Origin of the sequence: Nonomuraea ferruginea, assembly GCF_039540635.1 — a bacterium.
GTDB lineage: Bacteria > Actinomycetota > Actinomycetes > Streptosporangiales > Streptosporangiaceae > Nonomuraea > Nonomuraea ferruginea.
Genome location: NZ_BAABFD010000011.1, coordinates 65,363 through 80,725 on the forward strand (window position 1 = coordinate 65,363; position 15,363 = coordinate 80,725).

Here is a 15,363-nt window from a genome sequence, read left to right on the forward strand (position 1 = left end):
CCACCAAGTTGACACCGGGCGGTTCAGAGCGGCTATCGTGTAAGCCATGCTTCGCAGTGAGATTCTCGTAGTACTTCGCCGGCGCGCAGGCCGTTAGCGAAGCACTCCGACCTGCGCGCCGCCCCGCTCCCACTTCCCGTGGGGAGGGGCATTTTTTATGTCCTGACGTGTGATCACACAAGGAACGAGCCGATGACCGAACGGATGACAGGTGCACAGGCCCTGGTCAGGGCCTTGGAGCACGTGGGAGTCGACACCGTGTTCGGGATCCCTGGCGGCGCCATCCTCCCCGCCTACGATCCCCTGTACGACTCGGCCAAGGTCCGGCACGTGCTTGTACGGCACGAGCAGGGCGCCGGGCACGCGGCCGAGGGATACGCGCAGGCCACCGGCAAGGTCGGCGTGTGCATGGCGACCAGCGGGCCGGGTGCGACCAACCTGGTGACTCCGATCGCCGACGCCTACATGGACTCGGTGCCGATCGTGGCGATCACCGGGCAGGTGGCCAGCGGGGCGATCGGCACGGACGCCTTCCAGGAGGCCGACATCTCCGGCATCACCATGCCGATCACCAAGCACAACTTCCTCATCACCGACGCCGACGACATCGCGCGGACGATCGCCGAGGCGTTCCACATCGCCGCCACCGGCCGCCCCGGGCCCGTGCTGGTCGACATCTCCAAGGACGCGCTGCAGGCCGAGACCCTGTTCAGCTGGCCGCCGGTCATGCAGCTGCCCGGCTACCGCCCCGTCACCCGGCCGCACTCCAAGCAGATCCGCGAAGCGGCCAAGCTGATCGCCGAGTCCCGGCGGCCCGTGCTGTACGTCGGCGGCGGCGTCCACAAGGCACGCGCCTCCGAGGAGCTGCTCCGCCTGGCCGAGCTGACGGGCATCCCGGTCGTCACCACGCTGATGGCGCGCGGCACGTTCCCCGACAGCCACCCCCAGCACCTCGGCATGCCCGGCATGCACGGCTCGGTCTCCGCGGTGGGCGCCCTGCAGCAGGCGGACCTGCTCGTCGGCCTGGGCGTCCGGTTCGACGACCGGGTCACCGGCCAGCTCTCCACGTTCGCCCCGTACGCCAAGATCGTGCACGCCGACATCGACCCGGCGGAGATCTCCAAGAACCGCCACGCCGACGTGCCGATCGTGGGCGACTGCAAGGAGGTCATCGGCGACCTGATCGCCGCCGTCGAGGCGTCCGGCCAGCAGGGCGACTACGCCGACTGGTGGACGACACTCAACGGCTACAAGGAGACCTACCCGCTCGGCTACGACGAGTTCGACGACGGTTCGCTGGCCCCCCAGTACGTGATGCAGCGGCTGAGCGCGATCGCCGGGCCCGACGCCTACTACGTCGCCGGGGTCGGCCAGCACCAGATGTGGGCCGCCCAGTTCATCGCGCACGAGCGGCCGGGCGCGTTCATCAACTCCGGCGGCGCCGGCACCATGGGCTTCGCGGTCCCGGCCGCGATGGGCGCCAAGATGGGCGACCCCGACGCGGTCGTGTGGGCCATCGACGGCGACGGCTGCTTCCAGATGACCAACCAGGAGCTGGCCACGTGCACCCTGGAGGGCGTGCCGATCAAGATCGCCGTCATCAACAACGGCAACCTCGGCATGGTCCGCCAGTGGCAGACCCTCTTCTACGACGAGCGCTACTCCAACACCGACCTGCAGGCGACCCGCCGGATCCCCGACTTCGTCAAGCTGGCGGAGGCCTATGGTTGTGTTGGCCTGAGGTGCGAGCGTCCCGAAGACGTCGACGCGACCATCAAGAAGGCCATGGAGATCAACGACGTGCCGGTGGTGGTCGACTTCGTCGTCCACCAGGACGCCATGGTCTGGCCCATGGTCGCGGCAGGGACGAGCAACGACGAGATCAAGTACGCCCGTGACATGGCGCCTACGTGGGAGAACGAAGAATGAGCAGACACACGCTGTCAGTGCTCGTGGAGAACAAGCCGGGTGTCCTGGCGCGGGTGTCCGCGCTGTTCAGCCGGCGGGGCTTCAACATCGACTCGCTGGCCGTCGGGCCCACCGAGCACGAAGACATCTCCCGCATGACGATCGTGGTCAACGTCGAGGAGCTCCCGCTGGAGCAGGTCACCAAGCAGCTCAACAAGCTGGTGAACGTGCTCAAGATCGTCGAGCTCGACCCGTCCCAGTCCGTGCAGCGCGAGCTGACGCTGATCAAGGTCAAGGCCGACGCCGACAGCCGCTCCCACGTGCTGGAGCTCGTCCAGCTCTTCCGGGCCCGCTGCATCGACGTGGCCTCCGACGCGGTGACCATCGAGGTCACCGGCACCCCCGACAAACTCGACGCGTTCGTCAAGGTGCTCGAGCCCTTCGGCATCAAAGAACTCGTCCAGTCGGGCATGGTGGCCATCGGCCGCGGCGCCCGTTCCATCACCGACCGGTCCCTCAGGGCACTGGACCGTACCGCCTGAAAGGTTATTCGCAAGTGACCGAGATTTTCTACGACGACCAGGCCGACCTGTCGATCATCCAGGGGCGCCGTGTGGCCGTGCTGGGGTACGGCAGCCAGGGCCACGCCCACGCGCTCTCCCTGCGTGACTCCGGCGTCGACGTGCGCGTCGGCCTGCCCGAGGGCTCCAAGAGCCGTGAGAAGGCCGAGAACGACGGCCTGCGCGTGCTCACGCCGTCGGAGGCGGTCAAGGAGGCCGACGTCACGATGATCCTGGCGCCGGACCACATCCAGCGCCACCTCTACGCCGAGCACGTCGCGCCGAACCTCAGGGAGGGCGACGCGCTCTTCTTCGGCCACGGCCTCAACATCCGCTACGGCCTCATCGAGGCGCCCGAGGGCGTCGACGTGTGCATGGTCGCGCCCAAGGGCCCCGGCCACCTGGTGCGCCGCCAGTTCGAGGCGGGGCGCGGCGTGCCCTGCCTGGTGGCGGTGGAGAAGGACGCCTCCGGCAAGGCCCTCGACCTGGCGCTCTCGTACGCCAAGGGCATCGGCGGGACCCGCGCCGGCGCGCTCAAGACCACCTTCACCGAGGAGACCGAGACCGACCTGTTCGGCGAGCAGGCCGTGCTGTGCGGCGGCGTCTCCGAGCTGATCAAGGCCGGTTTCGAGACCCTGATCGAGGCGGGCTACCAGCCGGAGGTCGCCTACTTCGAGTGCCTGCACGAGATGAAGCTCATCGTCGACCTCATGTACGAGGGCGGCATCTCGAAGATGTACTGGTCGGTCTCCGACACGGCCGAGTACGGCGGCTACACCCGCGGCTCGCGCGTCGTCACCGAGCAGACCCGCCAGGCGATGCGCGAGATCCTCGCCGAGATCCAGGACGGCCGGTTCGCCCGCGAGCTGGTGGAGGAGTTCGACGGCGGCCAGAAGGAGTTCCAGCGTCACCGTGACGAGCTGGCGGAGAACCCGATCGAGAAGACCGGCGCCGAGCTCCGTCCGATGATGAGCTGGCTCAAGGCCTGATTTTTCATGACGCTACGCGGCTGACAGAGCCGCGTGAGTCCGCGTGCGCGGCCCCGGCCGGGGTGATCCTCCGGCCCGGGCCGCGCCCTTTTTGCCGCTTTTCCGGCGCCGCCCTGCCCGTCCCCATCTCATCCGGACGGCGTCGCCTGTGGGTAGTCCGATCGTCATGGAGGACCGGCTTTCGTCTAGGTTCCGCCAAGGGAGGCTTCTTCGTACGTCAAAGCGTGATTCTCGGCGTTTGTTCGGAGAGGCCTTCGGGGATACTTCCGACCGCTACCTACGGAGAGTAGTCGAGAGGTAACAGAGGAGATCCGATGTACAAGACGGGACTTGTCCTGACCGGTCTGATCGGCGGCATGGTCATGCTGGGCGGCGCTCCCGCGCTCGCTCAGGGTTACACCACCGCACCGGTAGTGGCCAACTACGACCACGACCACGACGACGACGGCGACGACATCAGGTACAACAGGTCGCAGGATGGCGAGTGGACCAACAACGGTTCTGACAATGACTTCCTCGACCTCGACGTCCTCAACGATGTCCTGGACATCCTCACCAACCGCTGAGGCATAACAGGTCGTTAGAGCGGGGCCCACCTCATCGACGAGGTGGGCCCCGTCACCGTTTTCCGCCCCTTTCCCCATTCCCCTCCCTCTCTACGTGACGCCGCCGGGCCGGTTACTGTCCGTGAAGATGGCCGCCGGGTCGCCGGTGTACCAGACGTTCTCGATGCGGATCCGGCTCATCAGCCATCGGCCGCCGTCCCGTACCAGCTCGACGTCGTAGCGGTTCTTCAGCAGCGCGTGCGTGTCGTGGTCGGCGGTGAGCAGGTGCTGCGCCTCGACCAGGGCGGTCAGGCGGGCCGTGTCGCCGGTGACGGCGATGCGCGGGTTCGTGACCTGGTGGGTGGTGTCGACCCGTCCGCTGAAGCCGGACAGGATAGTCGTGACGATCGCGTCCCGGCCCTTCATCAGCGGCGGCGCGGCGCCCCAGCGGGCGGCTGCCGGGCGGAAGTCCAGCTCGGCGTCCTCGGTGAAGCAGGACGCGAACAGGTCCTCGTCCCGCAGATCCTGGCCCAGGGCGAAGCGGAGGAGGGTGTCGGTGATCTCCGTCCGGTCCTCCAGCTCGCGCGGGGCCCCGGACAGGGCGTGGTGCTCGGTGACGTACATGCGTGGTGCTCCTTTCGAACGCGCCTCCAGCCTCCGGTTCCGGCGGGCGGTGATCAACGCCGCTCTGTGCCACGATCGTGAAGCCGGGCTTAAGGACGGGAGGGCGGGGTGCTGGAGAGGCACGAGATCGAGGCGTTCCTGACCCTCGCCGAGGAGCTGCACTTCGGGCACACCGCCGAGCGGCTGCGCGTGTCCACCGCGCGGGTCAGTCAGACGATCAGGAAGCTGGAGCGGCGGGTGGGCGCGCCGTTGTTCGACCGGACCAGCCGCCGCGTCGCGCTCACCCCGGTGGGGCGCCGGCTCCACGAGGAGGTGCGGCCCGCCTGGGAGGCCATCGGGGCCGCGTACGAGCGGGCGGCCGACGCGGGCCGCGGGCTGACGGGGACGCTTCGAGCGGCCTTCACCGGGGCGGCCGCGGGGCAGCTGCTGGCCGGGGTGGAGGAGCTGTTCCGGAGCAGGGTGCCGGGCTGCGAGGTGGTGATCAGGGAGGCGCAGCCGGGAGAGGTGGCGGCGTGGCTGCGCGACGGCGAGGTGGACGTCGTGCTGACGACGCTGCCGGTGCCGGGCGCGGACGCGGGGCCGGTGCTGGTGCGGGAGGCGCTGGTGGCGGCGGTTCCGGCGGGGCATCCGTTCGCCCGCCGGGAGTCCGTGGGGCTGGCCGACCTGGAGCGGGTGACGGTGGTGGAGCTGGCGGGCGGCCGGGCCGCACCGGGCTCGCCGGGGCCTCGGGCGGCGACCCTGCACGAGGCCCTGACGCTGGTCGGCGCGGGGCGCGGGGTGCTACTGGTGGGGGCGCAGACGCGGCGCTACTACGCCCGCCCTGACGTGGCCTACGTGCCGGTACGCGACGCGCCCCGGGTCGAATGGGGGCTGGTGTGGCGGGCCGGCGGCGAGACGGGCAGGGTGCGCGCGTTCGGCCGGGCCGCGGTGGACCTTCTGAGCGACTGACCCGCCTGGGTGCGGGCCCGGCCGCGGTCCGATACGGAGCCGCGGCCGGACCCGCCGGAGGGGAGCGCGGGGCGTGCGGTGGGAACCGGCACGGGTGGGGCCGGTACGCCCGGCGCTCCGGTGGTCTCGGCGCCCGGGGCTCAGTGGCTGGCGAAGGTCTGGGTCCAGTGCGGGCCGCGCGGGTGCTGGCCGACGCCGATGTGGGTGTACGAGCAGTCCATGATGTTCCTGCGGTGACCGGGGCTGTCGAGCCAGCCCCGCACCACCTGGGCGGCGGAGTGCGGGCCTACGGCGATGTTCTCGCCCCAGCCGCGGAGCGGCGCGAAACCGGCGGCCCGGATGCGGTCGCCCCCGGAGCGGCCGTCCCGGCCGGTGTGGTCGAAGTAGCCCCTGGCGGCCATGTCCGCCGAGTGCCGTTCGGCCGCCCTGTGCAGCCTGCGGTCGTGCAGCAGCGGCCGGCAGCCCCGGCCGGCGCGGGCCTGGTTGGTGAGCCTGACGACCGCGGCTTCGGTGGCGGAGGCGTCCGAGCCGGACCCTCGCCCGTACCCGCAGGACAGCACCACGCTGCGCGACGTGGCGGGGCGGCCCTCGAAGTCCATGGCCGTGACGTAGTAGCGGCGCGGAGCGGGGGAGCAGCGCAGCCTGACCGTGACGCGGCCGTTCACCAGCACCCGGGAGTCGCTCCCGAGGGTGCGGTCGGGGCCGGGTCCTGCCTCCCTGATCCGTAGGCGGAGCAGGGACTCGTCGTCGCAGCCGGTCCGCACGGCCGTGGCCGTGATCGTCCCGCCCGGGTCCAGCGCCGGCCTGGCGGCCACCACGCGGCACGCCGCCATCGTGGGGACCGCGGCGCCCGCCGCGGTCCCCACGGCCTGCGCCGTGTACGCGGTCTGCGCGGCCGCCGGGCTCGACGCGGGAATGCCCGTCGCCGCGAGACTTCCGAGGCAGGCCAGTGCCTGGAGCCGTCTTCGCATCGCTGTCCTCCGGTGAGTTGAGCGTCGAGACCGCATTCTGGCCCTCCGCGTCGTTGATGTCCGGAAAAACTCCTCTATATCTGGAGCTCCACGTGACCCAATCGTAACAATTAACCCGCTGGCCTCGGTAAACCCATCGCCTGGATCACGCGTCCAGGGCACAAAAAACCGGGTGCGCCCGTTGGGGCGCACCCGGTCAGAAAAGTGATCGTGCTAGCACTGCGCGGGCTTGAGCCACGAGCACTCCAGGTCGGGCGACTCCTTGGCGGCCGACTTGAGCTGGACCGCGGCGTCCACCGTCGCGGTCCTGGAGAACTGCGCGAGGCGGATCGCGATCTTGTCCTCGATGTCCTTCGGCGAGGACGACAGATACTGGTTCAGCATGATGGAGAACACCAGTGGCTCCCCGTCGGCGCTCGTCACGTATCCGGACAGCGCCGTGACGCCGGTGAGCGACCCGGTCTTGGCGCGCACGTTGTTCGCCGCCGGAGTGTCGCGCATCCGGCTGCGCAGGGTGCCGCCCACGAACCGGTCCGCGTTCCCCGCGACCGGCAGCGAGTCGTACCACGCCTGATACCACGGCTTGTCACGCACGGCGAGCAGCAGCTGCGCGATCGAGGCGGGCGTGATGCCGTCGCGGCGCGACAGGCCGGAGCCGTCGCGCAGGTTGAGCACCTGCACCCCGTTGGCGCGGGCGAAGTCGGAGCTCGCCTTGAGCCCGGCGGCCCAGGTGCCCTGGTCGGCGACCTTGCGGCCCATCGCCTTGGTGAGGATCTCGGCGTGGATGTTGTTGCTCAGCTTCATGAACGGCACGAGCAGCTCGCTGAGCGGCATCGACTCCTTCTTCGCCAGCTCCTTGGCGCCGCCGGGGGCCGCGCCGGCCACGGTCTTGCCCAGCACCCGCACGCCGTGCTTCTTGAGCGCGTCGCGGAACAGCGCCGCGGTGTAGGAGGCCGGGTCGTCCACGGACACCCACTCGTTGTACGTGGACGCGACCGTGCCGGTGATGACCACGGTCTTCGTGCCGTGCGTGCGCTCGATGAGCACATCGGTGGACGATCCCACCGTGGCCTTGTTGACGATCTCCAGGTAGTCGGTGTCCGGCGTGGTGGTCACCTTGACCTTGCCGCCGTCGGGCGCGACGGTGACGATCACCGAGCCCGCGTCGTAGTCGCGGTCGGGGGAGGCGGTGAGCGCGGAGATCGGGGCCGCGTAGTAGGCCGTCTCGTCGTCCCACGCCCAGTCCTGGCCGAGCCGGACCGCGTCGAACCAGGTGTCGTCGGCCACGAGCTTGCCGGTGACCAGCTTGACGCCCGAGCCGGCGACCTCGGCGGCCAGCGCGTCGTAGTCGTCGGCCAGCATGGTCGGGTCACCGGTGCCGCGCAGCACCAGGTCGCCCGTGAGCACGGAACCGGCCTTGCGCCCGGAGCTCAGCACGCTGGTGGTGAACCGGTAGTCGAGGCCGAGCACCTCCGCCGCCGCGGCCGACGTGAACAGCTTGGTGTTGGACGCCGGCATCAGGAGCTTGCCCGCGTCGGTCGAGTAGAGCTCCTCGCCGTTCGCCGCGCTCTTGACCATCACACCGGCCTGGGCGATGGTCAGCCGGGAGTCGGCGAGGATCTGGTTGATGTCCTGGGCCAGGTCGGCCACGCCGGGCGAGGGTTCGAGCGCGACCGCGGGGGAGGAGGGGCCGGACGCCCACGCGAGGGCCGCGACGAGCGCGCCCGCGACGAGGGATGCTGAGGTGCGCCGCATAGGGGGTCTCCAAAGGGATGCGACAGGGGCTCGCCTGTGATCATGAACCAGGCGGCGCACGGTGTAATCCGCAAATATCCGTATCTTTGTGGAACTAGGGCCCTTCGGCGTTCATGACGAACCCGCAGTCGCCGAACGAGACCTCGTCGCCGGGCTTGACCCGGGCCGGGCCCACCAGCCGCCAGCCGTTGAGCCGGGTGCCGTTGAGCGAGCCCAGGTCGACCAGCATCCACTCGCCGTCGTCGTCGCGGCGCAGCTCGGCGTGGACCCGGGAGACCGTCAGGTCCGACAGGACGAGGTCGCACGCGGACCCGCGGCCGACCACGTATCGCCGGCGGGCGTCGTCGGGCAGGGCGAGGCGGGGCAGCCGGGGCTTGCGCCAGGCGGACTGCAGGCTGGTGGTGAAGCCGGAGACCGCCGACACCGCGCCGGTGACCGCGTTCGTCACCCGCCGGCGCAGCGTGAGCCGCCGCGGCAGGTCGGCCACGAGCGCGTCGAGCTCCTGCTGGTTGCGGGCGCGCAGCGCCTGGTCGACGCGGACCACGAAGGTGTCGTGCGAGAGCCGCCCCTCGGCGGCGCGCTCGCGGAGCTCGTCGATCGCGCGATCCCGTTCGCCATCAGAGGCGCGGAACGGTGGGTGCGTCGAGCTCATCTCCCGAGTATCGGCCGCGAGTGCGCACCCTGTCCAGAATACGCGGATCTGTTGACGACATGCATACCGAGTATGCATACTCAGTATGCATGTCGATCAGACACGGACTGCTCGCCCTCCTGAGCGGCGAGCCACGCTACGGCTACCAGCTCAGGGTGGAGTTCGAGGCGTCGACGGGGGCGACCTGGCCGCTGAACATCGGCCAGGTCTACACGACGCTCTCCCGCCTGGAACGCGACGGCCTGGTGGCGCCGGGCGGCGCCGACGATCAGGGCCGCACCCTCTACGCGATCACCGAGGCGGGCCGGGAAGAACTGGCGACGTGGTTCGCCACCCCTGTCGGCCAGACCGACAGGCCCAGGGACGAGCTGGTCATCAAGATCGCCATGGCGGTCGCCGCCGCCGACGTGGACGTGGCCGGCGTGATCCTGGCCCAGCGGATGGCCACCATGCGCACGCTGCAGGAGCTGACCAGGGCCAAGCGCGGCGCCGCGGACGGGGCCGCCCAGCGGCTCGTCCTGGATTCCATGATTTTCAAGGCCGAGGCGGAACAGCGCTGGCTGGACCACTGCGAGGCCGTACTCAAGGAGAGGAAGGCATGAGCGTGCTGGAGATGCGGGAGGTCACCCGGACGTTCGGGGACGTGCCCGCGCTGCGCGGCGTCACCCTGGCGGTGGGACGCGGCGAGCTGCTGGCCGTGATGGGCCCGTCCGGGTCCGGCAAGTCCACCCTGCTCAACCTGGCCGGCGGGCTCGACCGGCCCACCTCGGGGAGCGTGTCCGTCGAGGGCGCCGACCTGGCCTCGGTGCGTGATCCGGCCGCGCTGCGGCGCGGCGGCATCGGGTACGTGTTCCAGGACCTGAACCTGATCCCGTCGCTGACCGCCGCCGAGAACGTCATGCTGCCGCGCGAGCTCGACGGCGTGCGCGCCGGTCGGGCCCGCGAGGAGGCCGAGGCCGCGCTGCGCGAGGTGGGCGCGGGCGAGGTGGCCGGCCGCTTCCCCGGCGAGCTGTCCGGCGGCCAGCGCCAGCGGGTGGCGATCGCCAGGGCGCTGGTCGGCGAGCGACGCCTGCTGCTGGCCGACGAGCCGACCGGCGCGCTCGACACCGCGACGGGCGACGACATCCTGCGGCTGCTGCGCGAGCGGTGCGACGCGGGCGCGGCCGTGCTGCTGGTGACGCACGAGCCGCGCTACGCGGCCTGGGCCGACCGCGTGGTCTACCTGCGTGACGGCCGGGTGGCCGACTCGACCGCGGAGCCCCTGGAGAGCGCGAGATGAGCGCGTTCCTGGCGGCGCTGCGCCTGTCCCGCAGGGAGGCGCTGCGCGCCAAGGGCCGCACCGCGCTCGTCATGGCCATGATCGGGCTGCCCGTGCTGGTCTTCACCGCCCTGCTCACCTACGACGCCACCGTGGACGTCGCACCCGGCGAGGACATCACGGCCGAGCTGGGCGCCGCGGACGCGCGGATCGTCACCACGGCCCACGACGGCCGCGTCTCCCAGCCCGTGCACGGCTGGTTCATGCTGGCGGCCGAGGGCCCCGCGACGGACGGCACGGTGCGGACCGCGGACGAGGTGACCGCGCTGCTGGACGCCCGGCTCATCCCCTATGACGTGGGATCGGTGGAGATCCGCGACACCGACCGCTACCACGAGGTCAGTGCGCTGGAGCTGGACCTGCGCGACCCGATGACCCAGGGCATCCGCCTCCTGGCCGAGGGCCGTTTCCCCGCCTCCGCGGATGAGGTGGCCGTGACACCCGCCCTGGCCCGGGGGTCGGGCCTGCGCGTCGGCGACACGATCACGGTGACGGCCAGGGACCGGCGGGTCCGCGTGGTCGGCGTGGTCGAGCACCCGCACAACGTGGAGATCCAGGAGGTGGTCGGCCTCCAGCACACGCTCCTGCTGGACAAGCGCGGCGGGCACGGTCCCGGGTGGCTCGCCGACTCCGCGCGGCCGGTCCTGTGGGAGGACGTGCAGCGACTGAACGGCATCGGCATGCTCGTGACCTCCCGTGCCGTGCTGACCGGCCCGCCGGTGGCCGGCGCGTACGGTGACCCGTTCGACCGCGCGCTCGGCGCGCCCGCCCTGATGACGCTCGCCGCCATGGCGGTGCTGGTCGTGATGGAGATGGCCCTGCTGACGGGCCCGGCCTTCGCCGTCGGGCTGCGGCGCAGGCGCAGGGAACTGGCGCTGATCGCCGCGCAGGGCGGCTCCGCCCGTCATCTGAAGGTGATCGTGCTGGCCGACGGGCTGGTGCTGGGCGGGGTGGCCGCCCTGCTCGGCGCGGCGCTCGGCACCGGCGGCACGCTGGCGCTCATGCCGCTGCTCAAGCGGCTGCTGGGCCAGTCCGGCCCGGCGGACGTGCCCTGGGGCCCGGTCCTCGGCGTGACGGCCCTCGGCGTGGCGGGCGCGCTCGTCGCGGCCCTCGTCCCCGCCGTGTCAGCCGGGCGCCAGGACCCGGCCCGCGTGTTGGCCGACCGCGAGGAGAGCGCGGGAGCCGGCGTCGTCGCGCGCCGTGCCCGGCGTTTCGGGGTCATCAACCCGCGCGGTGCCCGGCGTCCCGCGCTCGCCGGCTCGCGGCGTGGGCGGCTTCCCGTGCTGGCAGGACTCCTGCTGGTGGGCGGGCTTGCCGTGACCGTGTACGCGCTGCGTGGCGGGCGTCCGTACGGGGTGATCGCCGACGCGTTTCTCCTGCCGGCCGGTGTTCTGGTGGTGCTGGGACTGGTCGCGCTCATCCCGGTCATGGTGACGGCCCTCGGCGGGCTCGCCGCGCGGCTGCCGCTCCCGCTCCGGCTGGCCGTACGCGACGCCGCCCGCCACCGGACCCGTACGGCGTCCGCGGCGGCGGCGGTGATGGCCGCCACGATGGGGGCCGTCACGCTGGGCATCGGGGTGGAGAGCTCGATCACCGTCGCCCTCACGACGCACCGGGCCCAGCAGCCGCCGGACACGCTGCGGATCGCGGCCAGGCAGGTCGACGACCGGGGATGGGCCGACCTGCGCGCGGCCGCGGCCAAGGCGCTGCCGGGCGTGCCGCTGGTGCCCGCGGGCAAGGCGTTCGACGGCGAGGGGAGGGCCGTGCAGATCCTGGCGGACGAGAATCCCCGGATCGGCTACTTCCTCGTGGACCCGCCGATCGGCGACGCCCGCCTGCTGGCCTTCTTCCAGGGACGGCCCGACCCGCGGGCGGCCGAGGCGCTGGCCGACGGCAAAGCGGTGGTGTTCGATCCCGCGCTGCTCCAGAACGGCACCCTCGCCCTCCAGTTGACCGCGGACGGCGGGGGAGGAGGCAGTCTCGTCCGGATCCCCGCCGTGGCGGCGGCGTCCGGCGACCCGGGCAGGACCGGTGTCGTGATCCCGCCCGCGGCCCTGGAGAAGGCCGGGTACACGGTGGCCGAGCGGGTGCTGTACGCCACGCACCGGTCCGCCGACGTCCAGCGCCTGCAACGGCAGCTCAGCATGCCGTCCGCGCGCGCGGACGTGGCCGTCCTGGACAGGGAGGCGCCCTCGACCCTGGGCATGTTCTGGTGGGTGTTCGGCCTGGCGCTGCTCCTCAGCCTCGGCGGCACCTTGGCCGCCACCGGGCTGGCCGCGGCCGACCTGCGCCGCGACCTGGACATCGTGTCGGCGGTCGGCGGGCCGCCCAGGACGCGCAGGGCGATCCTGGCCGCTCAGGCCGGCTTCATCGCCGGGATCGGCGCCCTCGTGGGCGCGGCCGGCGGCGCGGTCATGGGCGCGGCGATGGCCGTGCCGCTGACCAGGGAGCGACAGCCGCTGGGTGCCCTGGACGGCCTGGGGCCTGCCGTGATCGCCGTGCCGTGGGCGGCCACGGCCCTGGTGGTGCTCGGGCCGCCGCTGCTGGCGGCGCTGGTGGCCGGGCTCGTCACACGGTCGCGTCAGGGACCGCCGGGGAGACGGTTCGCTTAGGGTCCCTGAGCTGGTAGCGCAGCGTCATCACGACCGACAGCAGGATGATCAGCGCCGGGACCGCGGTCTGCCCGATGAGCACCGCGGTCACGGCGCTGTCCGGCTGCTCGACCCGCTGGCTCGCCACGGACGACAGGAACCCGCCGATGCTCAGGATCGATCCCAGGATCAGCGCGCCGAACGCGCTGACCCCGCTCTCGATCGCCGTCCACAGGCCGGTGAACACGCCCGCCCGCCGCTTGCCCGTGGTGGCGGCGTCCACCGCGATGACGTCGGCCAGCATCGAGAACTGCAGCAGGGTGACCCCCGCGACCCCGGTGCCGACCAGCAGGATCATCACGTGCGCGTACCAGCCGCCGAAGATCGGGGTGGCCAGCGCCAGCGCCGTGCCGGTGGCGAAGGTGGAGGCCGCCATGATCATCGCGTTCCGCTTGTCGAAGCGCTTGGACAGCCACGTCCACATCGGCATCGTCAGCATCATCGGCACCACCAGCGCGGCGAACAGCGTGGTGGTGGCCCGGGGATCGCCGATCGTGTACGTGGCGAAGTAGGGGGCGGCCGCCAGCATGATGGCCACGGCGAGCTGCTGCGTGCAGCTCAGCGCCGTCAGCCAGATGAACGCCTTGTTGCCCCTGACCACCGCGAACTGCTTGATCAGGCTGCCGGTGTCGGCCTCTGGCGCACCCGTCATGGGGGCGCGTGCCGTACCGAAGAAGGATCCCAGCATGGCGGCGAACAGCACCACGGCGATCACCACGCCCATGAGGCGGTAGCTCGCCAGCGTGCCGCTCTCGCCTTGGCTGTTGACGATCGCGGGGGCCGCGACGCCGGCGATCGCCGTCGCCGCGCCGACGAACACCATCCGCCACTGCAGCAGCGACGTCCGCTCGTGGTAGTCGTCGGTCATCTCCGCGGGCATCGCCTTGTACGGCACCTCGAACAGCGCGTAGGCCGTGGCCGCCGCCATGAAGCAGGCTCCCACGTACAAGGCGGCGGGGATGCCCGTGAGCGGCGGGCCGGCGAACACCAGGAAGAAGGCGACCGGCAGCGTGCAGGCGCCGGCCAGCAGCCACGGCCGGCGCGGCCCGAGCCGCGACACGGTCCGGTCGGACCAGCGGCCCACCAGCGGGTTGATCAGCAGGTCCCACACCTTGGGCGCGGTCACCACGATCCCGGCCAGCCACGCGGGCACCGCCAGGAAGTTGGTCATGTAGAACAGCAGCAGCAGTCCGGGCACGGAACCGAAGGTGGCGGTGCAGAAGGAGCCGACACCGTAGCCCAGCCGCACGCCTCTGGGGACCGTGGGGGCGGCCACGGCGGGTGCGATCACGGAACTCATTGAAGCCGAGCGGAAGACCGTTCGGTAGGGCCTAGTTCGACGGATCCACGCTATTCGTTCACGTTGGCGCATACCACATGCGCGCCGATCTCCACCATGCGGCGCTCGCTGAGCGAGTCGGCCACCCTGGCCATGAGGATCGGCGCCCCGCTCGCCGCGAGCTGCGGCAGCCGGGCGCGCACGCCCCGGTGGAGGTCGCGCACCACGTCCTCGGCGGCCGTCATGTGGACCTTCACGTGCAGCATGATGCCGGGAGCGCCGGAGGCGGTGCGGGCCTCGGAGATCCACACGTGGTGGACCAGCGGGAAGTCCATGAGCAGTTGCGCGACGGCCTGGCGCAGCGCGGGCAGGATCGGGTGCGCGCACCGGCGGTAGCCGGGGTCGACCTGCTGCATCGGACCCGACAGATGCGGTCTGGGCGCCGGGATCCACGGGAGCGGGGGCGCCTCCTGCGACCGCGGCGCGGCCTGGGCGATCGCGCCGCTCCGCGACACCGTGGCCATCGCGCCCGTCGCGTAGGCGGCAGGGGCGGCCCCGGACAGGACGGGGGTGGGCCCGGTGCGGGTCGAGGTGAGGAAACGCTGCAGGTCGTCGATGGGAACGGCGGCCGCGGCCGGGCCTGCGGCGTCGATCACGATCTCCCGGACGCCGGTGACACGCTCGATGTCGAGGATGGTGTCGGCGTCACAGGCCGAGAGCGAATGGCTGCCGTGGTGTCTGGCGTAGGTCGCCGCGCTGGTGTATCCGAGCAGCACGCGGTCACCGGCCTGGGTCGTGCCCAGGACGACGGATCGATCCGGTCGCACGGCCACCAGGACTCCACCGTCAGCGAGAGCCGCCAGCAACCGGTGCGGAGCACCATGCTGGGCGAGCACGTCGGCAAGCGCAGGATTCCCGATGCTCATATGACGAACCATAGGTAGTCGGCCACGGCTTATCAGGCTAATGGCGAATAATTCTCCGGATCAAGATGAAGATGGCTGCGGTGTGGATGACTTGTCCCGTCCAGGGGTACGCACCGCGTCATCTCAGATGCTGATCCTTCGTGAAAGCGTTCACAAGCCACCGATAGACTCTCAGGTGACCGGGGGACCCATCGACGTGTCCCTGACGCCCGCCGCACGCTACTAAGGACTCACGCT

14 protein-coding genes are annotated in these 15,363 nt (G+C 71.4%); 8 read left to right on the plus strand and 6 right to left on the minus strand.

Annotation, left to right across the window (positions count from 1 at the left end; all coding sequences use genetic code 11):
- The first annotated feature begins 192 nt into the window (after positions 1 to 192).
- The 4 genes from ABD999_RS21155 to ABD999_RS21170 all read left to right on the plus strand — a co-directional run bounded on the left by ABD999_RS21155 (position 193) and on the right by ABD999_RS21170 (position 4,023).
- The gene (locus tag ABD999_RS21155; RefSeq protein ID WP_148029471.1) at positions 193 to 1,929 is read left to right on the plus strand and encodes an acetolactate synthase large subunit; all 1,737 of its coding nucleotides are present in this window, start codon (positions 193 to 195) and stop codon (positions 1,927 to 1,929) included.
- Entirely contained in the window at positions 1,926 to 2,450 is a 525-nt protein-coding gene (gene ilvN, locus ABD999_RS21160; protein WP_148029472.1) for an acetolactate synthase small subunit, read from the plus strand. The genes ABD999_RS21155 and ilvN overlap by 4 nt, the downstream gene beginning before the upstream one ends.
- Positions 2,451 to 2,473: 23 nt before the next feature.
- Complete coding sequence (ilvC, locus tag ABD999_RS21165; protein WP_148034310.1) at positions 2,474 to 3,457, plus strand: ketol-acid reductoisomerase; 984 nt, start codon at positions 2,474 to 2,476, stop codon at positions 3,455 to 3,457.
- A 314-nt stretch (positions 3,458 to 3,771) separates the two neighbouring features.
- Positions 3,772 to 4,023: a hypothetical protein gene (locus ABD999_RS21170; protein ID WP_219548433.1), complete on the plus strand. Its 252-nt coding sequence runs from the start codon at positions 3,772 to 3,774 to the stop codon at positions 4,021 to 4,023.
- Positions 4,024 to 4,113: 90 nt separating this feature from the next.
- On the opposite strand, the gene ABD999_RS21175 is transcribed toward ABD999_RS21170, so the two are convergent.
- Entirely contained in the window at positions 4,114 to 4,626 is a 513-nt protein-coding gene (locus tag ABD999_RS21175) for a nuclear transport factor 2 family protein (RefSeq protein WP_271276416.1), read from the minus strand.
- Positions 4,627 to 4,734: 108 nt separating this feature from the next.
- Here ABD999_RS21175 and ABD999_RS21180 point away from each other — a divergent pair, with 108 nt between their 5' ends.
- Positions 4,735 to 5,574 carry a LysR family transcriptional regulator gene (locus ABD999_RS21180; protein WP_271276415.1) on the plus strand — a complete coding sequence of 280 codons (840 nt, stop codon included), beginning with the start codon at positions 4,735 to 4,737 and terminating at the stop codon, positions 5,572 to 5,574.
- Positions 5,575 to 5,714: 140 nt separating this feature from the next.
- Here ABD999_RS21180 and ABD999_RS21185 read toward each other — a convergent pair whose 3' ends face one another.
- From ABD999_RS21185 to ABD999_RS21195, 3 genes are all read right to left on the minus strand, one after another.
- Positions 5,715 to 6,545 (minus strand): CAP domain-containing protein, encoded by an 831-nt coding sequence (locus tag ABD999_RS21185; RefSeq protein ID WP_271280014.1) that lies wholly within the window; start codon positions 6,543 to 6,545, stop codon positions 5,715 to 5,717.
- 213 nt (positions 6,546 to 6,758) lie between these two features.
- On the minus strand, positions 6,759 to 8,300 hold the full coding sequence (dacB, locus tag ABD999_RS21190) for a D-alanyl-D-alanine carboxypeptidase/D-alanyl-D-alanine endopeptidase (RefSeq protein ID WP_271280015.1): 1,542 nt from the start codon (positions 8,298 to 8,300) through the stop codon (positions 6,759 to 6,761).
- Positions 8,301 to 8,394: 94 nt separating this feature from the next.
- Positions 8,395 to 8,952 carry an FHA domain-containing protein gene (locus ABD999_RS21195; protein ID WP_271280016.1) on the minus strand — a complete coding sequence of 186 codons (558 nt, stop codon included), beginning with the start codon at positions 8,950 to 8,952 and terminating at the stop codon, positions 8,395 to 8,397.
- A gap of 89 nt (positions 8,953 to 9,041) precedes the next feature.
- Between ABD999_RS21195 and ABD999_RS21200 the strand changes: the two genes are divergently transcribed.
- From ABD999_RS21200 to ABD999_RS21210, 3 genes are read left to right on the plus strand one after another with little or no spacing between them, the layout of a single operon-like run.
- Entirely contained in the window at positions 9,042 to 9,554 is a 513-nt protein-coding gene (locus ABD999_RS21200; RefSeq protein WP_148029478.1) for a PadR family transcriptional regulator, read from the plus strand.
- Positions 9,551 to 10,231 (plus strand): ABC transporter ATP-binding protein, encoded by a 681-nt coding sequence (locus ABD999_RS21205; protein ID WP_271280017.1) that lies wholly within the window; start codon positions 9,551 to 9,553, stop codon positions 10,229 to 10,231. The genes ABD999_RS21200 and ABD999_RS21205 overlap by 4 nt, the downstream gene beginning before the upstream one ends.
- Positions 10,228 to 12,882 carry an FtsX-like permease family protein gene (locus ABD999_RS21210; protein ID WP_271280018.1) on the plus strand — a complete coding sequence of 885 codons (2,655 nt, stop codon included), beginning with the start codon at positions 10,228 to 10,230 and terminating at the stop codon, positions 12,880 to 12,882. Before ABD999_RS21205 ends, ABD999_RS21210 begins: the two co-directional genes overlap by 4 nt.
- Here the strand turns inward: ABD999_RS21210 and ABD999_RS21215 are convergent.
- Together ABD999_RS21215 and ABD999_RS21220 are read right to left on the minus strand one after the other, a co-directional pair.
- Entirely contained in the window at positions 12,839 to 14,221 is a 1,383-nt protein-coding gene (locus ABD999_RS21215; protein ID WP_148029481.1) for an MFS transporter, read from the minus strand. The two genes, ABD999_RS21210 and ABD999_RS21215, sit on opposite strands and share 44 nt — an antisense overlap.
- Positions 14,222 to 14,271: 50 nt before the next feature.
- A complete protein-coding gene (locus ABD999_RS21220) occupies positions 14,272 to 15,126 on the minus strand; it encodes a hypothetical protein (RefSeq protein WP_219548453.1) in 855 nt (284 codons plus the stop codon).
- Positions 15,127 to 15,363 lie beyond the last annotated feature (237 nt).

What these genes read in the sequence shown, in the direction of transcription:
- ABD999_RS21155 (WP_148029471.1), top strand. Translation starts at nt 193, where the DNA reads ATGACCGAACGGATGACAGGTGCACAGGCCCTGGTCAGGGCCTTGGAG.
- ilvN (WP_148029472.1), top strand. Translation starts at nt 1,926, where the DNA reads ATGAGCAGACACACGCTGTCAGTGCTCGTGGAGAACAAGCCGGGTGTC.
- ABD999_RS21170 (WP_219548433.1), top strand. Translation starts at nt 3,772, where the DNA reads ATGTACAAGACGGGACTTGTCCTGACCGGTCTGATCGGCGGCATGGTC.
- ABD999_RS21175 (WP_271276416.1), bottom strand. Translation starts at nt 4,626, where the DNA reads ATGTACGTCACCGAGCACCACGCCCTGTCCGGGGCCCCGCGCGAGCTG.
- ABD999_RS21185 (WP_271280014.1), bottom strand. Translation starts at nt 6,545, where the DNA reads ATGCGAAGACGGCTCCAGGCACTGGCCTGCCTCGGAAGTCTCGCGGCG.
- dacB (WP_271280015.1), bottom strand. Translation starts at nt 8,300, where the DNA reads ATGCGGCGCACCTCAGCATCCCTCGTCGCGGGCGCGCTCGTCGCGGCC.
- ABD999_RS21195 (WP_271280016.1), bottom strand. Translation starts at nt 8,952, where the DNA reads ATGAGCTCGACGCACCCACCGTTCCGCGCCTCTGATGGCGAACGGGAT.
- ABD999_RS21200 (WP_148029478.1), top strand. Translation starts at nt 9,042, where the DNA reads ATGTCGATCAGACACGGACTGCTCGCCCTCCTGAGCGGCGAGCCACGC.
- ABD999_RS21205 (WP_271280017.1), top strand. Translation starts at nt 9,551, where the DNA reads ATGAGCGTGCTGGAGATGCGGGAGGTCACCCGGACGTTCGGGGACGTG.
- ABD999_RS21210 (WP_271280018.1), top strand. Translation starts at nt 10,228, where the DNA reads ATGAGCGCGTTCCTGGCGGCGCTGCGCCTGTCCCGCAGGGAGGCGCTG.
- ABD999_RS21215 (WP_148029481.1), bottom strand. Translation starts at nt 14,221, where the DNA reads ATGAGTTCCGTGATCGCACCCGCCGTGGCCGCCCCCACGGTCCCCAGA.
- ABD999_RS21220 (WP_219548453.1), bottom strand. Translation starts at nt 15,126, where the DNA reads ATGAGCATCGGGAATCCTGCGCTTGCCGACGTGCTCGCCCAGCATGGT.